Annotated in this window: 20 protein-coding genes; 13 read left to right on the plus strand and 7 right to left on the minus strand. The window is 72.0% G+C overall.

Going from position 1 to position 21,880, the window contains the following annotated elements:
- Positions 1-32: 32 nt before the first annotated feature.
- Positions 33-344: a hypothetical protein gene (locus tag STRTU_RS05380; protein ID WP_159742480.1), complete on the plus strand. Its 312-nt coding sequence runs from the start codon at positions 33-35 to the stop codon at positions 342-344.
- A gap of 55 nt (positions 345-399) precedes the next feature.
- Here STRTU_RS05380 and STRTU_RS05385 read toward each other — a convergent pair whose 3' ends face one another.
- The gene (locus tag STRTU_RS05385) at positions 400-1,017 is read right to left on the minus strand and encodes a TetR/AcrR family transcriptional regulator (protein WP_159742481.1); all 618 of its coding nucleotides are present in this window, start codon (positions 1,015-1,017) and stop codon (positions 400-402) included.
- Positions 1,018-1,276: 259 nt separating this feature from the next.
- Here STRTU_RS05385 and STRTU_RS05390 point away from each other — a divergent pair, with 259 nt between their 5' ends.
- Both STRTU_RS05390 and STRTU_RS05395 read left to right on the plus strand, forming a co-directional pair.
- Complete coding sequence (locus STRTU_RS05390) at positions 1,277-3,250, plus strand: FUSC family protein (RefSeq protein WP_371873561.1); 1,974 nt, start codon at positions 1,277-1,279, stop codon at positions 3,248-3,250.
- Positions 3,251-3,322: 72 nt separating this feature from the next.
- Complete coding sequence (locus STRTU_RS05395; RefSeq protein WP_159742483.1) at positions 3,323-3,829, plus strand: MarR family winged helix-turn-helix transcriptional regulator; 507 nt, start codon at positions 3,323-3,325, stop codon at positions 3,827-3,829.
- Between the two features lie 70 nt (positions 3,830-3,899).
- Here the strand turns inward: STRTU_RS05395 and STRTU_RS05400 are convergent, their stop codons facing one another.
- Positions 3,900-5,168: a WD40/YVTN/BNR-like repeat-containing protein gene (locus STRTU_RS05400; protein WP_418954028.1), complete on the minus strand. Its 1,269-nt coding sequence runs from the start codon at positions 5,166-5,168 to the stop codon at positions 3,900-3,902.
- Positions 5,169-5,559: 391 nt separating this feature from the next.
- On the opposite strand from STRTU_RS05400, the gene ssgD (STRTU_RS05405) reads away from it, so the two are divergent.
- Positions 5,560-5,973, plus strand: a complete 414-nt coding sequence (gene ssgD / locus STRTU_RS05405; RefSeq protein WP_159742484.1) for a spore wall synthesis regulator SsgD — start codon at positions 5,560-5,562, stop codon at positions 5,971-5,973.
- A 39-nt stretch (positions 5,974-6,012) separates the two neighbouring features.
- On the opposite strand, the gene STRTU_RS05410 is transcribed toward ssgD (STRTU_RS05405), so the two are convergent.
- Positions 6,013-6,663: a TetR/AcrR family transcriptional regulator gene (locus tag STRTU_RS05410; RefSeq protein ID WP_159742485.1), complete on the minus strand. Its 651-nt coding sequence runs from the start codon at positions 6,661-6,663 to the stop codon at positions 6,013-6,015.
- A 138-nt stretch (positions 6,664-6,801) separates the two neighbouring features.
- Between STRTU_RS05410 and STRTU_RS05415 the strand changes: the two genes are divergently transcribed.
- The 3 genes from STRTU_RS05415 (at position 6,802) to ssgD (STRTU_RS05425) (ending at position 9,635) form a co-directional block, all read left to right on the plus strand.
- Positions 6,802-7,320 (plus strand): PH domain-containing protein, encoded by a 519-nt coding sequence (locus STRTU_RS05415; RefSeq protein ID WP_159742486.1) that lies wholly within the window; start codon positions 6,802-6,804, stop codon positions 7,318-7,320.
- Positions 7,317-8,975, plus strand: a complete 1,659-nt coding sequence (locus STRTU_RS05420; RefSeq protein ID WP_246240130.1) for a PH domain-containing protein — start codon at positions 7,317-7,319, stop codon at positions 8,973-8,975. The genes STRTU_RS05415 and STRTU_RS05420 overlap by 4 nt, the downstream gene beginning before the upstream one ends.
- 246 nt (positions 8,976-9,221) lie before the next feature.
- Positions 9,222-9,635 carry a spore wall synthesis regulator SsgD gene (gene ssgD / locus STRTU_RS05425; RefSeq protein ID WP_159742487.1) on the plus strand — a complete coding sequence of 138 codons (414 nt, stop codon included), beginning with the start codon at positions 9,222-9,224 and terminating at the stop codon, positions 9,633-9,635.
- A 114-nt stretch (positions 9,636-9,749) separates the two neighbouring features.
- Here ssgD (STRTU_RS05425) and STRTU_RS05430 read toward each other — a convergent pair whose 3' ends face one another.
- Positions 9,750-10,517 carry a polysaccharide deacetylase family protein gene (locus STRTU_RS05430; RefSeq protein WP_159742488.1) on the minus strand — a complete coding sequence of 256 codons (768 nt, stop codon included), beginning with the start codon at positions 10,515-10,517 and terminating at the stop codon, positions 9,750-9,752.
- A gap of 153 nt (positions 10,518-10,670) precedes the next feature.
- Here STRTU_RS05430 and STRTU_RS05435 point away from each other — a divergent pair, with 153 nt between their 5' ends.
- Genes STRTU_RS05435 through STRTU_RS05445 form a run of 3 tightly spaced genes read left to right on the plus strand, consistent with a single transcriptional unit; the run spans position 10,671 to position 13,614 of the window.
- On the plus strand, positions 10,671-11,378 hold the full coding sequence (locus STRTU_RS05435; RefSeq protein WP_159742489.1) for a response regulator transcription factor: 708 nt from the start codon (positions 10,671-10,673) through the stop codon (positions 11,376-11,378).
- Positions 11,375-12,973 carry a sensor histidine kinase gene (locus tag STRTU_RS05440; RefSeq protein ID WP_159742490.1) on the plus strand — a complete coding sequence of 533 codons (1,599 nt, stop codon included), beginning with the start codon at positions 11,375-11,377 and terminating at the stop codon, positions 12,971-12,973. The genes STRTU_RS05435 and STRTU_RS05440 overlap by 4 nt, the downstream gene beginning before the upstream one ends.
- Positions 12,970-13,614 (plus strand): GerMN domain-containing protein, encoded by a 645-nt coding sequence (locus STRTU_RS05445; protein ID WP_159742491.1) that lies wholly within the window; start codon positions 12,970-12,972, stop codon positions 13,612-13,614. The genes STRTU_RS05440 and STRTU_RS05445 overlap by 4 nt, the downstream gene beginning before the upstream one ends.
- An 11-nt stretch (positions 13,615-13,625) precedes the next feature.
- Here the strand turns inward: STRTU_RS05445 and STRTU_RS05450 are convergent, their stop codons facing one another.
- Entirely contained in the window at positions 13,626-14,900 is a 1,275-nt protein-coding gene (locus STRTU_RS05450; RefSeq protein WP_159742492.1) for a DUF4185 domain-containing protein, read from the minus strand.
- A gap of 244 nt (positions 14,901-15,144) precedes the next feature.
- On the opposite strand from STRTU_RS05450, the gene STRTU_RS05455 reads away from it, so the two are divergent.
- From STRTU_RS05455 to meaB, 3 genes are read left to right on the plus strand one after another with little or no spacing between them, the layout of a single operon-like run.
- A complete protein-coding gene (locus STRTU_RS05455) occupies positions 15,145-17,028 on the plus strand; it encodes a methylmalonyl-CoA mutase subunit beta (RefSeq protein ID WP_159742493.1) in 1,884 nt (627 codons plus the stop codon).
- Positions 17,028-19,250: a methylmalonyl-CoA mutase gene (gene scpA / locus STRTU_RS05460; RefSeq protein WP_159742494.1), complete on the plus strand. Its 2,223-nt coding sequence runs from the start codon at positions 17,028-17,030 to the stop codon at positions 19,248-19,250. Before STRTU_RS05455 ends, scpA begins: the two co-directional genes overlap by 1 nt.
- Positions 19,251-19,260: 10 nt before the next feature.
- The gene (meaB, locus tag STRTU_RS05465; protein WP_159742495.1) at positions 19,261-20,307 is read left to right on the plus strand and encodes a methylmalonyl Co-A mutase-associated GTPase MeaB; all 1,047 of its coding nucleotides are present in this window, start codon (positions 19,261-19,263) and stop codon (positions 20,305-20,307) included.
- Here the strand turns inward: meaB and STRTU_RS05470 are convergent.
- Positions 20,304-21,242, minus strand: coding sequence for a LysR family transcriptional regulator (locus STRTU_RS05470; RefSeq protein WP_159742496.1), 939 nt, complete (start codon positions 21,240-21,242; stop codon positions 20,304-20,306). The two genes, meaB and STRTU_RS05470, sit on opposite strands and share 4 nt — an antisense overlap.
- A 28-nt stretch (positions 21,243-21,270) precedes the next feature.
- The gene (locus tag STRTU_RS05475) at positions 21,271-21,780 is read right to left on the minus strand and encodes an ATP-binding protein (RefSeq protein WP_159742497.1); all 510 of its coding nucleotides are present in this window, start codon (positions 21,778-21,780) and stop codon (positions 21,271-21,273) included.
- Between the last annotated feature and the right edge of the window lie 100 nt (positions 21,781-21,880).

Below are 21,880 nucleotides of genomic sequence, written 5' to 3' on the forward strand. Positions count from 1 at the left end.
GGGATTTCTAGGTTTTCGACGGGGGAGATCACGTGCGGAAGATCATCGCCATAGCACTGGCAACTGTGGCGTGCAGCGCCTCGTTGACCCTGGCCACCACCTCGGAAGCGGCCGCTGCGGGCGGGGCGCCGCAGTGTGTGAAGGTGCGGAAGTACTTCAACAAGGGGCACCGGCGTTACGTACGGCTGTCGAATTTGTGCACTCAGCGGACCTCGTGTTTCACCATTGTCGTCCCGCATCAGCGCGACCCCCATGGCAGCCTCCCCAAGGGGGCGACCAAGAATGTCCGCTATGGGACGACCGGGGCGCCTCGGGCTCTGTTCGTGAAGAACATTTCCTGCTGAGCAGTCGCGGTAAGCACGGGTAACACGAGTAACACGGGTGAGGAGCCGGGGGGAGTCAGGGGCGTACGGCGATGCCGTCCAGGACCATTGAGAGGTATTGGCGGGCGATTTCCTCGGGGGTGTGCTGCCCGCCCGGTCGGTACCAGCTCGCCGCTACCCAGACGGTGTCGCGGACGAAGCGGTAGGTGAGCCGGATGTCGAGGTCCGCGCGGAACACCCCGTCGGCCACGCCGCGCTGCAGGGTGCCCAGCCAGGCCGTCTTGAATTTCTGCTGGGAGTCGGCGAGATAGCCGAAGCGGGGCTGAGCGGCGAGGTGCTTGGACTCCTTCTGGTAGATGGCGACGGCCGCGCGGTGCCGGTCGATTTCCCGGAAGGACTCGGTGACCAGGGCCTCGATGGTTTCCCTGGGGCCGAGGCCGGCGGCGAGTACGGCGTCGTAGCCGTCCCACAGCTCGGTCAGGAAGCTGGACAGGATCTCGTCCAGCATCGATTCCTTCGAATCGAAGTGGTAGTAGAGGCTGCCCGCGAGCATGCCGGCTTCGTCCGCGATACGGCGGACGGTGGTGGCGTTGTAGCCGTGTGCGGCGAAGACCTCCGCCGCGATGGTGAGCAGTTCGCGGCGACGCTCGGGCGAGGCGCTCGCGGTCGTCGTCTTCTTTTTGGCGGCTGGCACCCGGACATTGTCACCCTGGTCACCTCCGGCCGGATGCCTGCACCTCCGGCCAGCGCCTGCACCTACGGCCAGCGCCCTCACCTCCGGCCGGGTGCCTGCACCTCCGGCCGGCCCCGCCTCCGGCCATCCGCCTCCCCCGCCCGCTCGCCGTCGCCGCCCCCGCATATCGGCCACCCACCCCACCTGCCGCCCCTCCCACCTCTCGCCCGCCCTGCCGCGCGAGTATTTCACTAGTAAAACACCTGCTAACCTTCTCCCTATGGGGAAACACGCCAAACCCTCCAGAAAGAGCGCGAACCAGGCTCCTGGCCGCGTAGTGCGAGCTCGTCCCCTGGCCGTCAGGAGTGCCGTGCGGCTGCGTCGGCCCGTCGATATCTGGCATAAACCGGCGCTCAGCGCGCTGGTGGCTCTGGCGGTGCCCGACCTTGCGCTGTACGGGCTGGGGCGGCTGGATTTGATCCTTTACACCTCGGCCGGGGCGATGTGTGCCCTGTACGCGCACGGTCTGCCGTATGCGGCGCGCGCCCGCACGCTGCCGTGGGTGGTGGCCGGCATGGTGGCGAGCCTCGGTGTCGCGTTGACCGCCGCGTCGCTGATCGCCTCGACCGCGCTGCTGGTCGTGTGTGCCTCGCTGGTTGCGGCGGTCCACAAGGTGGTCTGTGACGCGACGCGTATCGGCCCGCCGGGCAACGTCATCCTGACCTTTATCGCCGCGTCGGCGTTCTTCGTGCCGCAGCGGCTCGGGCAGGTGCCCCTGCACCTATCGCTGGCGCTCGGCACCGGGGCCCTCGCCTGGCTGGTCTGTATGGCTCCGGCGCTGGTACGGCCGCGGGGGCCGGAGCGGATCGTTGTCGCCCGCGCGTTGGAGGCCGCCGCGGGGCTGCTGCGTACGGAGGCGGGTACCGGCGGCGGCGCACCGGTCGGGGTGGCGCATGCCCGCCATGCCGCCGCGGCCGCGGTGAACGCCGCCTGGCACACGCTGTTCCTGGTCCCGGCCCGCACCGCGGCGGCGTCCGCGGCACGTGCCGGGCTCGAACGGCTGCTGGTGCGCGCCGAGTCGGCGTTGGGGGGTACGGGGAACGCCGCCCTCGACGGGGTGGCCGCCGAGCCCGCACCGTACGAAGCCCGGCTCGCCGAAGCCGAAGCCGAAGCCGAAGTCGAAGTCGGACCCGGGGCCGGAGCCGAAGCCGAGCCCGGAGCCGAAGTCGAGCCCGGCGCCGAGGCCGACCGGCTCGTCGGCTGGGCGCGGGAACTGCGCAGCGGGCGGCCGCTGCCGAAGGTGACACTCTCCAGAGCACAGGCCGACGAGCTCGCGGGCGTCGCAGCGGAGCTGGCGGGCATCGCAGCAAAGCCGACCGGCATCGCAGCGGAGACGGCAAGCGTCACCGAGAAGTCGGCAGGCGTCGCCGCGGAGGCACCAGCACCGCGGCGGCCCGCGCCCGGTCGTCCGGGCGGGGTGCGGGCGGTGCTCACCCGGCTGGCGCCCGGATCGCCGCTGCTGCCTATTGGCGCGCGGGTTGCCGTGGGGTGTGTGCTGGCGGGCTGGGCGTCGATGGGCGTCGGGGTCGGGCATCCGTATTGGGCCGTGGTCTCGGCGGCGTCCATCTACCAGGCCAATACGACGCTCTCCTGGCAGCGGGCACTGCAACGCACCCTCGGCAATCTGCTCGGGCTGCTCCTCTACACCGCGCTGCTGCCGCTGGTGCACCTCGGACCACTCGCCATGATCGCGCTCGCGCTGGCCTGCCAGTTCGGCGCGGAGGCCGGTATCACGCGTAACTACTGGCTTGGTTCGGTGTGTGTCACCCCGATGGCACTGCTGCTGACCGAATTCGGTAGCCGCGTGCCGGCGACGACACTGATCGCCGACCGCTGGCTCGACACCGTGGTGGGCGTGGCGGTGGGCCTGGCCTGCTGTGTCCTGGTCACCAACCGGCGTGCGGCGGACCGTATCGAGGCCGTATTGGGGCGGGTCGCGGCTGCGGAGGCCTTCGCGTCCCGGCTGCTCGCGGAGGCACCGGCGGCCGGTGTTGACGAGGCCCGGGAAATCGGCTGGGCCCGCGACCGGCTGGCGGGGTGTCTGGTCGAGCTGCGGGAGGCCGTGGAGGTCTCGGCCGGTGAGTGGTGGCAGCGCGGCCTTCCGGAGGAGCGGATCGCCCACGCCGAACAGCGGGGTCATCAGGCGCTGGCGGGTCTCGTCCGGCGGCTCTCGACACCGGCACTGGCCGCCTGACCCATACGCCCGCCCGGCGCCGTACGGCAGGCACAATTGGGGGCTTACGGCATGGCCGAGAGGAGACTGCGGGTGACCGAGGACATCGTCGCGGGGGTGCTGCGCCAGTGGCAGCAGGTGCACCCCGGGCTGGACACCGGCCCGATGGCGGTGATCGGGCGGCTCAACCGGTGTTCCGCGCTGCTTCAGCAGGCGGCGGACGCGCCGCTGCGGAGGGCCGGGCTCACCCGGCCCGAGTTCGACATCCTCGGCACCTTGCGCCGGATGGACCGCGAACTGACCCCCGGGCGGGTGGCCCGCGAGACCTTCGCCTCCGGTGCGGCGGTCACCAAACGCGTACGGCAGTTGGAGGAGCGCGGGCTGATCGCCCGCCGCCCGGACGACCGGGACCGCCGGGTCAGCCATCTCTCGCTCACCGACGAGGGGCGCGAAACCATTGACCGGCTGCTGCCCGAACAGCTGCGGTACGAGGCGTCGTTGCTCGACGGCATCGGCGAGCAGCGGCAGGAGGAACTCTCCACGGGGCTGAGCGAGTTGCTGGTGATTTTGGAAGGTCGGCTCGGCAGCCTGCTGGACTGAGGCCGGCGGCGGTCCCGCCACCTCCACAGCACCCGCCGTCCCTCCCCCCGCCCACCGGCTCAGCCCGCCCTCACGGCTCCAGTCGTGCGATCCGCCCCTGTTCGCCCGCGGCCCAGCAGCCCAGGTCGGGGGCGCAGTCGACGGTGTCGTACGAGCCGTTGTCGAAGGTGTGCCAGGTGCGGCCGCCGTCGAAGGTCAAATCACTGCCCGTCGGACCGACTGCCAGGGCGAGGCGGCGGGAGTGCGGGAACCAGGCGGCGCCGGAGCGGTACGCCGTCGGGGGTTCGGCGGCCGGTGTCCAGGTGGTACCGGCGTCGTCGCTGACCGCGGCGGCGTGGGGTGAGGGCCGGCCGGGGCGGTAGTCGCCGCCGACCGCGAGGGCGTGGCCGCGGTCGCGGACGGCGAGCGCGAAGACGCCGCGCGCGGGGTCGCCCGCGGGCAGCGGGGTGTCGGCGACCGACCAGGTACGGCCGCGGTCGGTGGTGTGCAGGACGCGGGAGGTGGCCGCGCCGCCGGTCGCGATCCAGGCGTCCCGGCTGCCGGAGGAGACCAGGCACTGGCCACTGGCGGCGAACGCGGCCTCGCCCTGCTGGGCCGGTGGCATGCCGGCCGACGGCAGTACCCGCCAACTGCGGCCGCCGTCCCCGGTGGACAGGATGCGGTACTTGCCGTCTACGGGGTCGCTGAGCGCGATGCCGTGCCGCCGGTCGAAGAAGGTCAGGCAGTCGTAGAAGGCTTGCGGGTCGGGGTTGCGGAAGCTTTCGGTCCAGGTGGCGCCCGCGTCATCGGTACGGAAGACGCGCGAGGCCGCCCCCTCCCCGATCGCGAGGACGACCGCGCGGCGCGCGTCGAACGCCTCGATGTCGCGGAACTCCAGCGCCCCGGCGCCGGGTGGGGAGATGTTGCTCCAGTGCCTGCCGCCGTCGTGGGTGCGCAGCACGGTTCCGGCCGTGCCGGCGACCCAGGCGATTGTACGGCTGACGGCGGCCAGGCCGCGGAAGCGGGCGGTGCTGCCGCTGTCCTTGAGCCGCCAGCCGGCGTGCGGGGTGGTGAGCGAGGCCGCCGACAGCGGATCACGGGCCGGGGTGTGCGCCGGGGTGTGCGTCGACTCGGAGGAGGTCGGGGAAGCGGTCGCGTCCGTGGGCGCGTTCGCCGGCCGGGCCATGGCTACGGGGCCGGCCGCGAGCGTGGCGAGGGCCGCCACACCGGCCGTGAGGACCACCCGGCGCCCGGCGCCGCGCGGCCGCAGCCCCAGGCCCGTCCCGCGGCCCGCGCCACGCCCCGTCCCCCAGACCGTCCACCGGCCGCCCTCACGCCCCGTCCCCCAATTCGACCCCATACGCAAGAAACGCCCCAAGCGCCGCATTTACCCCCACCCCGCTCCGGTTTTGACCTGGAAGCTAGCCCAGCCCCACCACCCCGTCCAGACCGCGGCGCATCACCACTCACCACCACCTGACACCCCGCCACTCATTACTGCCCGCACCCTCGAATAAGCCCTCAGTGGCCGCCCGGCCGCGACCGCCACACACCAACACCCCTGACGGAGCGTCAAGTTGAGCCCGCAATACCCAATACCGAGCCGCAGCCACCCAACAAAGAGGGCAAATGCGTACATTCAAAGGCCCGTGATGCAGGTCACATGGGAATCCAATGCACCTGGCGCGATGGCCCGTGCGTCTTAGTGGTCGAAGAGTCAATCAACCGCACCGCATACAAGGGAGCCGGCGATGTCCAGCGTCATCGATCAAGCCGTTCAGGCCCGCCTCATCGCGATCGCTCCCCGGTCGCAGGTCATTCCGGCGAGCCTGCGTTACGACCGCGCCGACCCCTTCGCGGTGCGGCTGGTCTTTCCGCCGGCCGCTTCGCTGGACGGCGCCGAGGTGACCTGGACGTTCGGGCGCGAACTGCTGGAGGAGGGCCTGCGCCGGCCCGCCGGGGCGGGCGACGTACAGATCTGGCCGTACGACGCCGATGCCGTGGTGGTGGAGTTCCACGCCGCCGGTGGCATGGCGGTGGTGCAGTTCGAGACGCAGGAGCTGAGCACCTTCCTGACCCGGACGTACGAGCTCGTCGCCCAGGGCGATGAGGCGCGCCATCTGGACGTCGAGGCCGATCTGGCCGCCCTGTTGCGCGAGGCGTAAACCGTCACCACGCACTCCGCCCCGACAACTCCCCCTCCCTCACTCGGCCCCCGCGGCCACCGTCCGCTCCACCCCGGCGGGCCCCGCCTGCCCCGCCCCGAAGAGATTCGCCAGATACTGATCCAGCAGTCGTAGCGCGGTCTCGGGGCTGTGCACCTCCAGCAGGACGTAGGTGGCGAGCCCCTCGGTCAGGCTGATCAGCAGCATCGCCTCGTCCTCGGTGGCGCGCTCCGGCGGCAGTTCGCCGCGTTCCGCCGCCAGCCGCAGCTGCTCGGCGAAGAAGGCGCGGAGCCGGGGGATGCCGTTCCTGGCCTCGGCGCGCAACTCCTCGTCATGGACCGCGCGGGCATAGTAGGCGGCGCTGACCAGCAGTCCGATGCGGCTCTTGTCGTCCAGCGGCAGCATGCCCGACAGACAGGCCCGCAGCACCTCATAGGGCGTCGGATCCTTGGCCAGTCCCTCGATGCGCTCCCGGATCCGTTCCCCGGCCAGCCGGTTGATGTGCTGGAGGGCGAAGAGCAGCATCTCGTCCCTGGTGCGGAAGTAGTGCTGGAGCCGGCCGAGCGAGATACCGGCCTCCGCGGCGACATCGCGCAGGCTCGTTCCGTCCAGGCCACGGCTGCCGGCGATCCGCCACAGCGCCTCGGAGATCTCCTGGCGCCTGGCTTCGTGGTCCACCTTCTTGGGCACGGATGACCTCCTTCGTACAGTGCGCGGTTCCCCGCGCGCGGAGTCGTTCCCGGGGAGCCGTTCCGCTTTTACAAGTCGCTTGTACCGTTATAACGTATCGCTACTCAATACGCTTGACTTGGAAACCGGTGACCCCTCATGCCCGAGTCCGCCGCCCCGCTGCTGCGACCACCCCGCCACCGCGTCGATCCCCGGGCCCGCCGCTGGTGGACGCTCCAGGCGCTGCTCACTCTCAGCGGCCCGATGCTGCTGACCGCGATCACTCTCGCGGTGCTGTCCCTGCTCTTCTTCCCGGGCGCGCTGCCCTGGCTGGGCCCGTTGCTGCTGGTCGTGCTGGTGCTGCCGGCCCTCGGCTATCTCCTGGTGATGCCGCGGTGGCGGTACGCGGTGCACGCCTGGGAGCTGGGCGGCCGGGCGGTCTACGCGGCGGGCGGCTGGTTCTGGCAGAAGCGGCGGATCGCACCGCTGAGCCGGGTGCAGACGGTGGACACCGCGCGCGGGCCGCTCCAGCGGCGGTTCGGGCTGGCCACGGTGACCGTCACCACCGCCTCGACCGCGGGTGACATCAAGATCGCCGGGCTGTCCGACGCGGACGCCGAGGAGCTGTCCCGGCTGATCGGGGAGGCCGCGCAGGACGTGCCGGGTGATGCCGCATGAGCACCCCACAGGAGCACGGCGCGGCCGGCGTACCACCCGGAGCGCCCGCCGGATCCGGGCCCGTCGCCTCATCTGACACTCCCTCTGATGACGCCTCCTTCGAGGCGGCCCCGTGGCGGCGGCTGGATCCGCGCACCCTTCTGGTGCACTGCGGCTGGATGGCGGCGCCGTTCGGTTCGCTGGCGCTGACGGCGCTGGCCACCGGGGGCCGGATCAGCGTCGAGGCCTGGATCACGCTCGCCGCCCTCACCGCCTCGTTCGCCGTCCTCACCACGCTCGGCCTCATCCGGTGGGCGCGTACGGACTTCCGTATCACCGTGCCCCGGCCCGGCAGCGGACCGGGCGGCGCCTCCCCCACCTTCGATGTGCGGAGCGGGCTGCTGACCCGGCGGCTGCGCAGTGTGCCGCTGCACCGGATCCGTACCGTCGATCTGACCGCGACACCGATCCACCGGGTGCTGGGCGTCACCGTATTGCGGGCCGGTACGGCGGGCTCGGGCGACGGCAGCAGTGAACTCTCCCTGGAGGCGCTCGCGGTCCCCGAAGCGGAGCGGCTGCGCGCGGAGCTGCTCGCCTACGCCGATGCCGAGGCGGTCGCGAACGACCCGGTGGTGGCCCGGATCAGCTGGCGCTGGCTGCGCTATGCGCCGCTCACCTTCTGGGTCATCGGCGGGGTGTTCGTGGTGGCCGGAGGGGCCTACCGGGCCCTGGACGGCATCGGCATCGAGCCCTGGAAAATCGGCCTCGTCCAGCAGGCGTTCACCGAATTCGGTGCCAGTGCGCTCTGGCTGACGATCCCGGCGGCGCTGCTCGCCATCCTCGCGCTCGGTTCGGTCGGCGCGGTCGTCCTGTACGTCGAGAACTGGTGGAGCTACTGCCTGGAGTGGACCGACTCGCGCACGCTGCGGGTGCGGCGCGGGCTGCTCACCACCCGTGCGGTCACCATCGAACGGGTCCGGTTGCGCGGGGTGGTGCTGCGCGAACCGCTGCTGCTGCGGGCCGGCGGCGGGGCGCTGGTGCGTGCGGTGGCGGGTGGTCTGGGTAACCGCGAGGAGAACCGCAAGCGCAGCGGGCTGCTGCCGCCGGCGCCCCGCGCGGAGGCACTGCGGGTGGCGGGCGGCGCACTGCGCTCGCCCTTCCCGGGAAGCGCGGCACCGGCGGAACTGACCCCGCACCCCCGGGTCGCCCTGCGCCGGCGCCGGGTGCGCGGTCTGCTGTTCGTGGTCCTGCCGGGTACCGCCGTTCTCGCCGGTCTCGGCGCGGCGTTCACTCCGGTCCTGCTGCACTGCGCCTGGATCTACGCACTGGTCGCCACGGCGCTGACGCTGTGGCTGGCCCGGGACGCCTACCGCAATCTGGGACACGGTCTCGACGGCCCGTATCTGGTCGCCCGCTCGGGCACCTTCAGCCGTGACACCGTCGCCCTCCAGCGCGAGGCCATCGCCGCCTGGACGTTCTCGACCTCGCCGTTCACCCGCCGGGCCGGTCTGGTCACGCTCACCGCGGCGGTCGCGGCGGGCGAGGACGGCTACCGCATCCCGGACCTCCCGGCCGCCGACGCCCCCGCCCTCGCCTCGACGGCGGCGCCGGGGATCCTGGACGAGTTCCTGGTGTACCCGGGGGCGGAAGCCCTTCCGGGACAGCGGCTTCCGTAGCGGGCGGGGCGTTTCGCACGAGAACGTGCGGCGTCTGCCGGGGAGTTGAGCCACCGGGCAGCGGCCCGTCCATCGAGCCATCGAGGCGGGCCGCATGACCTGCGCACACGCCATGACCCGGCACGAAGCCACCAGCACCGCAACATGAGATACCTCACACCCATGTCGCGTGCACTACGAGGCCGGGCACGCCGTCCTACTGGACGAACCTTTGCCCAGGATCCGACACCGTGAGGGAGCAGCGCGATGGACCCCGTCATCGACCAAGCCGTCCAGGTCCGTCTCATCGCCACCACCCCCGGCCCACACGCGGTCCCCGCGGTGCTGCAGTATCAGCCCGCCGACCCGCTGGCGGTGCGGATGTCCTTTCCGCCGGAGATCTCCCTGGACGGCTCGACGGTGGACTGGGCGTTCGCCCGCGAACTGCTCGACGAGGGGCTGCGGGTGCCGGCCGGGCGGGGCGATGTGCGGGTGCGGCCGTCCGGTCCGGACCGCACGGTGATGGAGTTCCACGCGGACGAGGGCATCGCCATGGTCCAGTTGCAGACCGAGGACGTACGGCGGTTCCTCGTCCGCTCCTACGCGGCCGTGCCCGCGGGCGCCGAGCCGGCCTACCTCGGCCTGGAGCGCGGTCTCGCGGAGCTGTTCGGCGCGGCGTGAGCGGGGGCCGGAGCGGGGGCAAGGGCGGGGGCGGCGGCACTGTCGCCCCCTGAGGCGGGTACGCAGAAGTCCCGCCCTCCGGGAGGGGGAGGACGGGACTTCTGCGGCCAATGCCTAGCGCTTCGGGAAGCCGAAGCCGTACCCCTGCTGCTTCATCCACGGCAGCAGCCGCTTCAGCGCCTCGACGGTCCGGGAGCGGTCGCCGCCGCCGTCGTGGAACAGGACGGTCGGGCCGTTGGGGAGTTCATTGCGCACCGTCGCGTCGATCGACTCGACGCTGCCGCCCTCGAAGTCCTTGCTGTCGACGTTCCAGCCCAGCGGTCGCATGCCGTGGTCCGCGGCCAGCTTCCGGCTGTAGGGCGTGAAGGCGCCGCCGGGGGCGCGGTAGTACTCGACCTGTGTGCCGCCCGCAGCGTCCTCGATCATCCTCTGCGCGTCGAGTATCTCCTTCTTCTGGTAGCTCTCCGACTCGCTGGCCATACCGGTGTTGTGGGTGATGGTGTGGTCACAGAGCTTGTGGCCCGCGGCCACCACCCGCTTGACGAGGTCGGGGTGCGCCTTGGCCTGCGGGCCGACCATGCAGAAGACCGCCTTGACGTTCTGTTCCTTCAGCACGTCCAGGGCCCTCGGGGTCCAGACCGGGTCCGGGCCGTCGTCGATGGTGATGTTCAGGCTGCGGCCGGGGCGGTCCGAGGCGTGCACGATGGAGGGGTCGACCGGTGCGACGGCCCGGGGCGCCTTCTTGGGCTGCTGGGCGTTGTCCGCCGCGCTGGAGTCCGAGCCGGCTCCGGAGAAGATCAGCGTCCCCGCGACCGCCAGTGACACCACCGCTGCCGCGGTCACCCCGATGATCCCGCCCTCTTTACCGATGCCCCGTGCCATCCCGAATTCCCGTCCCTCGTACCGTGCTCGTGTGCGTTCCGACCGACGGCGGGTGTGGTCACACCCGCCGCCCTGCACTACGAGAGATGCGCCAGGGACCGGGAAGGCTGCCTCTGTTACCGATCCATCACGAAACTTATTGATACTGGACCCATGCCACGTGTACTTCTGATCGAGGACGACGCCGCCGTACGGGACGGAGTGACCCTCGCGCTACGGCGGCGCGGCCATGAAGTGGCCGCCGCGGCCAGCGGCGAGGAGGGGCTCAAGGTCCTGCCGGGCTTCCGTCCGGACATCGTGCTGCTGGATCTGATGCTCCCCGGCAAGGACGGCTTCGAGGTGTGCCGGCTGATCCGTGCCGAACGGCAACTGCCGATCATCATGCTCACCGCCCGCGGCGACGACCTCGACGTGGTGCTCGGCCTGGAGGCCGGGGCCGACGACTACATCGTCAAACCGGCCCGTGGTGAGGTCCTCGAAGCCCGCATCCGTGCGGTGCTGCGCCGTACCGCGCTGCCGGCCGAGGGCACCCCGGCCGCCGCCGAGCCGGGCCCGGCCCCGGTCGAGACCTACGGCGAACTGGCCATAGACCGCGCCGGCCTGGTGGTCGGCAAGGGCGGCCAGGATCTGGCGCTGGCCCCCTCGGAGATGAAGCTGCTGCTGTTCCTGTCCGCCACCCCGGGTCAGGTCTTCAGCCGCCAGCAGCTGCTGGAGCAGGTGTGGGAGCACAGCTACCACGGCGATGCGCGGCTGGTCGACGCCTGTGTCATGCGGCTGCGGACGAAGATAGAGGACACCCCGCGCAGCCCCCGTTACGTCCAGACCGTGCGTGGCTTCGGCTACCGCTTCGGGCCCCTGTGAAGCGCCCCCGCCGCTGGGCGGCCCTTCCCCGCCTCGGGCGCGGGAACCCCCAGCTGCTGCGTGGGCTGCGGGCCCGGCTCGTCGTGGGATTCCTGGTGGTGGCCGCCGTCAGTGCGCTGACCACCACACTGCTGACCTACCAGGAGGCCCGCAACGCGATCCTCCAGCGCTCCCAGGACATCGCCGTCAACGATTTGCGGGCGCAGGTCAATTCGCTGGCTCCGGAGCTCCCGGTGCCGCCGACCAAGGCCGACCTGGAGTCCTTCCGGAGCCAGCTGGAGCGCTCCGGGACGTCCCGCGCCTGGGACATCTCCGTGCACTACCGCGGCGTGGGGAACCGCTCCAGCGGGGGGCTGCCGCCCCACTTCGTCTTCCCGGCCGGCCTCAGGGAGTCGGTGGAGAAGCGCCATGTGCCGGTCTTCCAGCGCGTGGCCCGCGACGGCAGTCCCTCGCTGCTGATCGGGATGCCGGTGCGGCAGACCGACGGCACGGCTTCCGCGCTGTCCGTCTACGCCAGACTGCCGCTGGACGCCGAGGAGGGCAATGTCGAGGCGCTGGTGAGCGCCGCCCAGCGGGGCGCGCTGCCGGTGCTGGTGCTGACCGTGATCCCGGCGCTGCTCGCCGCGCGCGGGGTGCTCCGGCCCGTACGGGGGCTGCGGCAGGCCGCCGGGCGGATCGCCGAGGGCAAGCTGGACACCCGGCTGGAGGTCAAGGGCGCCGATGAACTCGCCGATCTCTCCCGGACGTTCAATGACATGGCGGCCCGGCTGGAGGAGAGCATGGCCGAGCTGCGCCGGCTGGAGTCCAATGCCCGGCGGTTCGCGGCCGATGTCTCACACGAGCTGCGGACGCCGCTCGCGGCGATGTCAGCGGTCACCGATGTGCTCGACGAGGACGCCGACTCCCTCGACCCCGACACCGCCTCCGCGGTCCGGCTGATCAGCCAGGAGACCGGGAAGCTGGCGCGGATGGTGGAGGATCTGATGGAGGTCTCGCGGTTCGACGCGGGGGCCGCGGCGCTCCATCTCGACGAGGTGGACGTCGCCGAGACCATCCGTAAGACCCTGCAGGCCAGGGCCTGGCAGAAGCGGGTGGCGACGGACCTGCCGGCCGACGTACGGGCCCGGCTCGATCCGCGGCGGCTCGATGTGGTGGTCGCCAACCTGGTCGGCAACGCCCTGCACCACGGCGGCGAGCCGGTCCGGGTGCGGCTGCACGCCCCGGAGCCGGGCGCGGACCGGCTGCTGATCGAGATCTCCGACAGCGGCCCCGGTATCGACCCCGAGGTCCTGCCGCATGTCTTCGAGCGCTTCTACAAGGCGGACTCCGCCCGCGCCCGTTCGGAGGGCAGCGGCCTGGGGCTGGCCATCGCGATGGAGAACGTACGGTTGCACGGCGGCGTCATGCGCGCCGCCAACTCCCCGGAGGGCGGTGCGGTGTTCACGGTGGATCTGCCGCTGCGCCAGGGCGAGACCCCCACGCGGGCGGCCGAGGGGGCGGCCGACCCGCCGGACGGCGACCGGGCGGCCGGGGAGACCGCGGACGGGGACCGGGACGGCGCAGGTCCCGAGGCCGGGAAGGAGAACCACGTATGAGCGCGACGAACGCCCCGAAGGCCCGGCGCACGGGGCGGGCCCGGCGGCTCGTCCTGGGCGGCGCCCTCACCGGGGCGCTGACCGTCACCCTCTCCGGGGTACTGGCCGGCTGCGGTATCGCCCCGACCGATGTCATCGACGCCGGTGAACCCGCCACCGGTGTGAAGTCGCCGGGCCGGCGCGAGGCCGGCATCCAGCTGTTCTTCTACGGTCCCTCGGGGCTGCGCTCCGCGACCCGGCCGACGAAGGGGACGGTGGATCCGCAGACGGCCCTCGACGTGCTCATGAAGGGTCCGAACCACGCGGAGCGGATGCGCGGCCTGACCAGTGTGCTGCCGAAGCTCCTCGCGCCGCCGACCGTTGAGACCTTCAAGGGTGCCGTGCTGATCACCCTTCCGGTGGCCATCGAACGGCTGGACTCCCCCTCGCTGAACCAGCTGGTGTGCACCGCGGCCAATGCCCGGGTGCCCGGGGACATGCCGGCGGAGAAGGTCACCGTGAAGCTGAAGCACGGGGACGACGAGATCGGCCCCATGGTGTGCGGCGGGGACAACGCCTTTCCCGTCATCAAACCGAGCCCGAACCGTCCCGAACCGTCCGGCCCGTCCGGCTCCGGCGAGACGGCCGGCCCGACGGGCTGACCCGCCCCGGTTCACGGCCCCGCGGGGCCCATCCGCAGCCGCAGGAAACGCGGCCGGTACAGGTCCACATCGCCGTTCAGGCGGGCGTCGGCCGGGACGCCGGGCGGGCCGAGCCAATTGATGTCGTAGCTGAGCAGCAGCCGGCCGCCGGTGGTGAATTCGGGGTGTGCCTGCGGGTTGTAGACGGCGACGTGCTGGGGGTCGGGGGCCGGTGGACGGGGCGGGGTGAGCCGGCCGTTCGGCCCGTGCCAGGGGCCGTGGGGTGAGCAGGACCAGTAGCTGGTGAGGGAGCGCATCCCGGCCGCCCCGCCGCCCCCGGTGTCCATGGTGATCAGCACCCAGACGGGGCCGTCGCGGACGACGGTGAAGGCGCTGCCGACACCGCGCCGGCCACCGTCCCGCAGCACCGGCCGGGCCCGGCCGGCCCGCCGCTGCCAGTGGGCGCCGTCCCAGAACCGCCAGCTTGCGCGGTCCCCGAGCCGCCCCGCCGGGACCCGCGCGGCATAGGCGCTGGAGGCGGGTGACGACGGCGGGTCGTCGCTGCCGAAGACGTATGTCCAGCCGCCGTCGCGGACCGCCGCCGCGCCGTAGAGGACCCGCCGTCCCGGGTCCGCCGAGGTCGGGCCGACGGTCCGGGTGATGCCTTCCAGGCGCAGGCCGGGGAGCGAGAGCGTGGCGACCTCGGTGCTGTGCGGCACGCCGAAGATCCACGGTCCGGTGCCGGGGGCGCGGTTCCACAGCAGGACCCGGACCACCTTCCGGCCCGATCCGGCTCTGCGGGGTTCCACGCTCGCGCGGACCGGCCAGCGCCAGCCGCCGCCGGGCGGGTCGGGGAAGAACGGTCCGGGAGCGGCCGCGGTGCCGCCGGTCAGGGTGCGCTCCAGGCGGCCCGAACGGGACATCACCACGGCGGAGTTGTGCCGCAGGAAGGGGGTGCCGCCACTGTCGGCGGTGCGCCAACGGCGGTGCTGTCCTTGCGGACCGGGCGGTGCCTGGATCCGGTCGAGGAAGGTGTCGGAGAAGAGCCAGAGCGTCCGGCCGTCGGGCAGTCGCACCGAGTGGGTGCCGTCGCCGCCGGTCCAGTCGTCCACCCGGGTGTTGTCATTGCCGTAACGGGCGAATTCCGCGGTATGCCGGGAATCGGCGGACCAGGAGGCGATCCGGCGCCCGGTGCAACCCGCGGCGCGCCCGGGGGTATCGGTCCACGGCAGCGCCCAGAGGAGTACGGCGACGGCCAGGAGCGACGTGGCGACGCTCACGGTCCGGGTCATCGGCGCCTTGGGCATTGCGCTCCTCGGTCGGGTGCCGCGCCCACCGTACTGAACCTGCGCCGACGGCCCCGGGCAGACACGTCCCGTGCGCCACCGGACGACGTCATGGTGAGACGGGCGAGACATCATGCGAGGCAGGCGAACCGCCCCACTCGCCCCACCTGACGCATGGATATCAATATCCCCGCATGGTCAACGAGTGCAACGTCACAGCTGGAGCCCCTGCTCCAGCTAACGGTCGTTCGCCTAGCCTGCTGTCATGACCGCCGAGTCCCCCGAACTCCCCCTGGCCGCAACCTTCCCGGATGCCGACCGTGCACAGTGGCAGCGCCTCGTCGAAGGCGTGCTGCGCAAATCGGGCGTCACCGAGGCGACGGGCCCCGCCACCGAGGACGTGCTCAGCACCGATCTGCAGGACGGCATCCGCGTCCGCCCGCTCTATACCGCCGAGGACGGTACGGCCGCCCTGGGCCACCCGGGCTTCCCGCCGTTCGTACGGGCCGGGCGGCCGGAGGGCACGACCGTCGCCGGGTGGGACGTACGCCAGCGCCAGGTCCACACCGATCCGCAGCGTGCCAATGAGGCGATCCTGGCCGACCTGGAGAACGGCGTCACCTCGCTCTGGCTGACCGTCGGCGACGGCGGGGTACCGGTGGCCGGTCTGGAGCAGGCGCTGCGGGGCGTCTATCTGGACCTGGCCGCGGTGGTGCTGGACGCGGGCGCGGATTTCGCGGCGGCCGCCGAGGAGTTGCTGCGGCTGTACACCGCGTCCGGTGCGCCGCTGCGCGAGGCGGCCGGCTGTCTGGGCGCCGACCCACTCGGCCTGCTGGCCCGTACGGGCGATGACGCCAAGCTGCGCCTCCAGTTGGAGTCGGCCGCCCGGATGGCCGAGCGCTGCGCCGCCGACGCACCCGGTGTGCGCGCGCTGGCGGTCGATGCGCTGCCGTACCACGAGGCGGGCGGTTCGGCCGCCGAGGAGCTGGGCACCTCGCTGGCCACCGGCGTCGCCTATCTGCGGCAGCTGACGGGCGCCGGGCTCGGCATCGACGACGCCTGCCGGCAGCTGGAGTTCCGCTATGCCGCCACCGCTGACCAGTTCCTGACGATCGCCAAGCTGCGGGCGGCCCGCCGGCTGTGGGCGCGGGTCGCCGAGGTGTGCGGGGCCTCCCCCGCCGCGTCCGCGCAGCGCCAGCACGCCGTCACCTCCACGGTGATGATGACCCGTCGGGACCCGTGGGTGAACATGCTGCGCACCACGGTCGCCGGGCTGTCCGCCGGGGTGGGCGGCGCCGACGCGGTGACGGTACTGCCGTTCGACGCCGCGCTGGGCCTGCCCGACGCGTTCGCCCGCCGGATCGCCCGGAACACCCAGTCCGTGCTGCTGGACGAGTCGCATCTGTCGAAGGTGATCGACCCGGCGGGCGGCTCCTGGTACGTGGAGAGCCTCACCGAGGAGCTGGCCGGCGCGGCCTGGGCATGGTTCCAGGAGATCGAGAGGGCCGGCGGACAGGCCGCGGCGCTGCGCTCCGGGATGATCGCCGACCGGCTGGCCGCCACCTGGGAGCGCCGGACCGAGGACCTCGCCCACCGGCGCGAACCGGTCACCGGCGTCAGCGAGTTCCCGCATCTCGCCGAGCCGCCGGTACACCGCGAACCGGCGCCCACGCCGATCGGCGGAGGGCTGCCGCGGGTGCGCAGGGACGACGCGTACGAGCGGCTGCGGTCGCGCTCCGATGCGCATCTGGCGGCGCACGACGCCCGCCCGAAGGTCTTTCTGGCCGCGCTGGGCCCGGTCGCGACACACACCGCGCGGGTGGCGTTCGCCGCCAATCTGTTCCAGGCGGGCGGGATCGAGACGGTCCAGGAGCCCGCCGCGGTGGACGCGGAGTCGGTGGCCGAGGCGTTCGCCCGCAGTGGGGCGCGGATCGCCTGTCTGTGTGCGAGTGACGCGGTGTACGGCGAGCAGGCGGTGGCCGTGGCGGCCGCGCTGAAGTCGGCGGGTGCGCTGCGGGTGCATCTGGCGGGCAAGCCGGGCGAGCGGCGGGACGAATTCGCAGCGGCCGGTGTGGACTCCTTCGTCTTCACGGGCTGCGACGCGGTCGAGGTGCTGTCCTCGGCCCTGGATGTCATGGAGGTGGCGTGATGAACGACACGACACAACAGGCGGGCGCCATCCCGGACTTCAGCACGGTCGAGCTGGGCGAGCCGGGCGCCGCAGCGGAAACCGGCCGGTGGGCGGAGGCCGTCCAGCAGGCCACCGGCAAGGGCGTGGCGGACCTGACCTGGGAGACGCCGGAGGGCATCGACGTCAAGCCGCTGTACACCGACGCAGACCTCGACGGCCTGGACTTCCTGGGCACGTACCCGGGCATCACGCCGTATCTGCGCGGCCCGTACCCGACGATGTACGTCAACCAGCCCTGGACGATCCGGCAGTACGCCGGCTTCTCCACCGCCGAGGAGTCCAACGCCTTCTACCGGCGCAACCTCGCGGCCGGCCAGAAGGGCCTGTCGGTCGCCTTCGACCTGCCCACGCACCGCGGCTACGACAGCGACCACCCGCGGGTGACCGGCGATGTCGGCATGGCGGGCGTCGCCATCGACTCCATCTATGACATGCGGCAGCTCTTCGAGGGCATCCCGCTGGACAAGATGACCGTGTCGATGACGATGAATGGCGCGGTGCTGCCCGTACTGGCGCTGTACATCGTGGCCGCGGAGGAACAGGGCGTACCGCCCGAGAAGCTGGCCGGGACCATCCAGAACGACATCCTCAAGGAGTTCATGGTCCGCAACACCTACATCTATCCGCCGCAGCCCTCGATGCGGATCATCTCCGACATCTTCGCGTACACCTCGCAGAAGATGCCGCGCTACAACTCCATCTCGATCTCCGGCTATCACATCCAGGAAGCGGGCGCGACGGCCGATCTGGAGCTGGCGTACACCCTGGCCGACGGCGTGGAGTATCTGCGCGCGGGCATCGCGGCGGGCATGGATGTGGACGCCTTCGCCCCGCGCCTGTCGTTCTTCTGGGCGATCGGCATGAACTTCTTCATGGAGATCGCCAAGCTGCGCGCGGCCCGGCTGCTGTGGGCGCGCCTGGTCCAGCGCTTCGAGCCGAAGAACCCCAAGTCCCTTTCTCTGCGCACCCATTCGCAGACCTCGGGCTGGTCGCTGACCGCGCAGGACGTGTTCAACAACGTCACGCGGACGTGTGTGGAGGCGATGGCCGCCACCCAGGGCCACACCCAGTCCCTGCACACCAACGCGCTGGACGAGGCGCTGGCCCTGCCCACGGACTTCTCCGCCCGTATCGCCCGTAACACCCAGCTGTTCCTCCAGCAGGAGTCGGGCACCTGCCGGGTCATCGACCCGTGGGGCGGCAGCGCGTACGTCGAGAAGCTCACCCACGATCTGGCGCACCGGGCCTGGCAGCACATCGAGGAGGTGGAGGCGGCCGGCGGGATGGCCAAGGCCATCGACGCGGGCATCCCCAAGCTGCGGGTGGAGGAGGCCGCGGCCCGGACCCAGGCGCGGATCGACTCGGGGCGGCAGGCGCTGATCGGCGTCAACAAGTACCGGGTGGAGACCGATGAGGAGATCGAGGTCCTCAAGGTCGACAACTCCTCGGTGCGTGCCCAGCAGATCGAGAAGCTCAAGCGGCTGCGCGCCGAGCGCGACGAGGAGACCTGCCGGAAGGCGCTGAGCGCGCTGACCGCGGCGGCCGAGTCCGGTCCCGGGGAGGGGCTGGAGGGCAATCTGCTGGCGCTGGCGGTGGACGCGGCCCGCGCGATGGCGACGGTCGGTGAGATCTCGGACGCACTGGAGACGGTCTACGGGCGGCACTCCGGCCAGATCCGTACGATCTCCGGTGTGTACCGAGACGAAGCGGGCCCCTCCTCCGGCGTGGAGCGCACCCGGGATCTGGTGGCCGAGTTCGAGCGCGCCGAGGGCCGCCGGCCGCGCATCCTGGTGGCCAAGATGGGCCAGGACGGCCATGACCGCGGCCAGAAGGTGATCGCCACGGCCTTCGCCGACCTGGGCTTCGATGTCGATGTCGGCCCGCTGTTCCAGACCCCGGCCGAGGTCGCCCGCCAGGCGGTGGAGGCGGACGTCCATATCGTCGGGGTGTCCTCGCTGGCGGCCGGCCACCTGACCCTGGTGCCCGCGCTGAAGGAGGCACTGGCCGCCGAGGACCGCGAGGACATCACGATCGTGGTGGGCGGGGTGATCCCGCCGCAGGATGTGCAGCCGCTGCGGGACATGGGCGCCGCCGCGGTCTTCCTGCCCGGCACGGTCATCCCGGAGGCCGCACACGACCTGGTGCGGGACCTGGCGTCGGTCCTCGGCCACGAGCTCTGATCGGGGGGTCATGCCTGCGACGATCGATGTCGAACGGTACGCCGAGGGGGTCCGGGCGGGGTCCCGGGCCTGGATCGCCCGCGCCGTCACCCTGGTCGAGTCCACCCGCCCGGATCACCGGGCGGCGGCCCAGCGGCTGCTGGTCGAACTGCTGCCGTACTCCGGCGCGGCCCGCAGAGTCGGCATCAGCGGGGTGCCGGGCGTCGGCAAGTCGACCTTCATCGACGCGCTCGGCACGCTGCTGACCGGGATGGGGCACCGGGTGGCGGTGCTGGCCGTCGACCCGTCCTCCAGCCGTACCGGCGGCTCCATCCTGGGCGACAAGACCCGGATGGAGCGGCTGTCGACGGACCCGGCGGCGTTCGTCCGGCCCTCCCCCACGTCCGGCACGCTGGGCGGGGTGGCGCGGGCCACCCGGGAGTCCATCGTGGTGATGGAGGCCGCGGGCTATGACGTGGTCCTGGTGGAGACGGTCGGCGTCGGCCAGTCCGAGACCACCGTGGCGGGCATGGTCGACACCTTTCTGCTGCTGACCCTGGCGCGCACCGGCGACCAGCTCCAGGGCATCAAGAAGGGTGTGCTGGAGCTGGCGGACCTGGTCTCCGTCAACAAGGCCGACGGCCCGCACGAGCGGGACGCGCGCTCCGCGGCCCGTGAACTGTCCGGCGCGCTACGGCTGTTGCGCCCCCAAGCTCTCGACAACGCTCGAGCAGGGGGGACCCCCACGCCGGACGCGGCCTGGACACCTCCCGTGCTGACCTGTAGCGCCCGCGAGGGCACCGGTCTGAAGGGCGTCTGGGAGCGGGTCGAGCAGCATCGCACCCTGCTGGAGTCCACCGGGGCGCTGGCCGAGCGGCGCCGTGTCCAGCAGGTCGACTGGACCTGGTCGATGGTGCGCGAGCGGCTGATCGACCGCCTCCAGGAACACCCCGAGGTACGCCGTCTGGGCCCGGAGGTCGAACGCGCGGTGCGCGACGGCGAACTCACCGCCACGCTGGCCGCCGAACGCCTGCTGACGGCCTTCGGCCTGGAGGACGCCGCGCCGAAGGACGGCTAGGCCCTGCCCGCTCCTCCCGCAGACGGCCGCAACTCGTCCTCCATGGAGGCGTGTTGCGGCCGTTCGGCGAAGTGGGCGGCGGCCATGTCGCGGAACCGGGCGGCGGCGGTGGACAGATAGCTGTCCTCGCGGCGGACCAGACTCAGGGTCCGTACGCAGTCGGGGCTGTCGACGTGCAGCCAGGCGAGCGGGACGTGCGGGAGTTCGGCGCGGGCGAGCGCGGGGATCAGGCCGATGCCGAGCCCGGCCGCGACGAGGAAGTGGGTGGCGCCCGGTTCATCGCCCTCGCAGGAGATGACCGGCCGGCGCCCGATCCCGGTGAACAGCCGGTCCAGTAGCGTGCGTTGCCAGTGGCCGGTCCCGGTGGTGATGAAGGGTTCCTCGGCGAGCTCGGCCACCGTGACCCGCTCCCGGACGGCCAGTGGATGACCCACGGGCACCACGAGCAGCACTTCTTCGTGCAGCAGCCGTACCGCGCCGAGGCCGGGCCCGGACAGCGGCTGGGAGGCGATGCAGAAGTCGACCTCCCGGGTGCGCAGCTGATCCCGCATCACCTCCGGGGTGGACAGCAGACACCGGACGGTGACCCCGGGGTGGGCGGCGCGGAAGCCCGCCAGCAGTTCGGTGAGGGGCAGCAGGGTCTCGGTGGCGACGGTGACCGCGCCGTCGTCGAGTCCGGCCGCATCGGCCATCTCCCTGCGGGCGTCGTCGAGTTCGTCCAGCGCCCGCTCGACCCGGGTCAGGAACGCGGCACCATAGCGGTTGAGCCGGATGGCCCGGCCGTGCCGGTCGAAGAGCTTCACGCCCAGTTCGGCCTCCAGCCGGGCGATCGTCCGGCTCACCGACGGCTGGGCCACCCGTAATTCCTCGGCGGCCCGGCTGATGTGCTCCCGGCGCGCGACCGCACGGAAGTAGCGCAGGGACAGCAGATCCATCGGCTTCGCCTTCGCCTACGGGCGGCTCTCAGCCGCGTACCGACATCGTCGCCCAGACCGTCTTCCCCGACCGGTCGGGGGTCGTCCAGCCCCAGGACTCGCTCAGCCGGTCGACGATGTACAGACCGCGGCCCGATTCCGCCAGGGCCTCCTGGGGCCTGATGACGGGAGCGCCGGGGCCGGCGTCCGAGACCGCGCACAGCACCGTGCTCTCCTGCCGGGTCAGCGCCAGCCATGCCGTACAGAAGGGCGCGGGTGCCGCACTGCCCTCGTCATCCGGCCCGGGGTCGCGGGGGCTGTGGCGCAGGGCGTTGCTGACGAGTTCGGAGACGACCAGGACCGCGTCGTCGGCGAGTCCGGCGCACACCTGCCAGCCTTCGAGGGTGAGCCGGGTGAACCGGCGGGCTTCCGGCACGGTACGTGCGGTGCCGCTGAGGGCGCAGGCGGCGAAGCCGTCGGGGGCGGGCAGCCACCAGGCGTCCTCACAGGGTTCCTCCCGAAGCGTGTCGTGCACGGTCTCTGCCGGATGTGTGGTCATCAACATCTCCGCGAAAGGGATTTCGGGACTGGGCCGGACTGCCTCGGAGGGTTAATATCCTCGGCAGTCGTCACCCGGTGCAAGTGCATCTGCAATTACA

The sequence above is a fragment of the Streptomyces tubercidicus genome, assembly GCF_027497495.1.
Classification (GTDB): Bacteria; Actinomycetota; Actinomycetes; order Streptomycetales; family Streptomycetaceae; genus Streptomyces; species Streptomyces tubercidicus.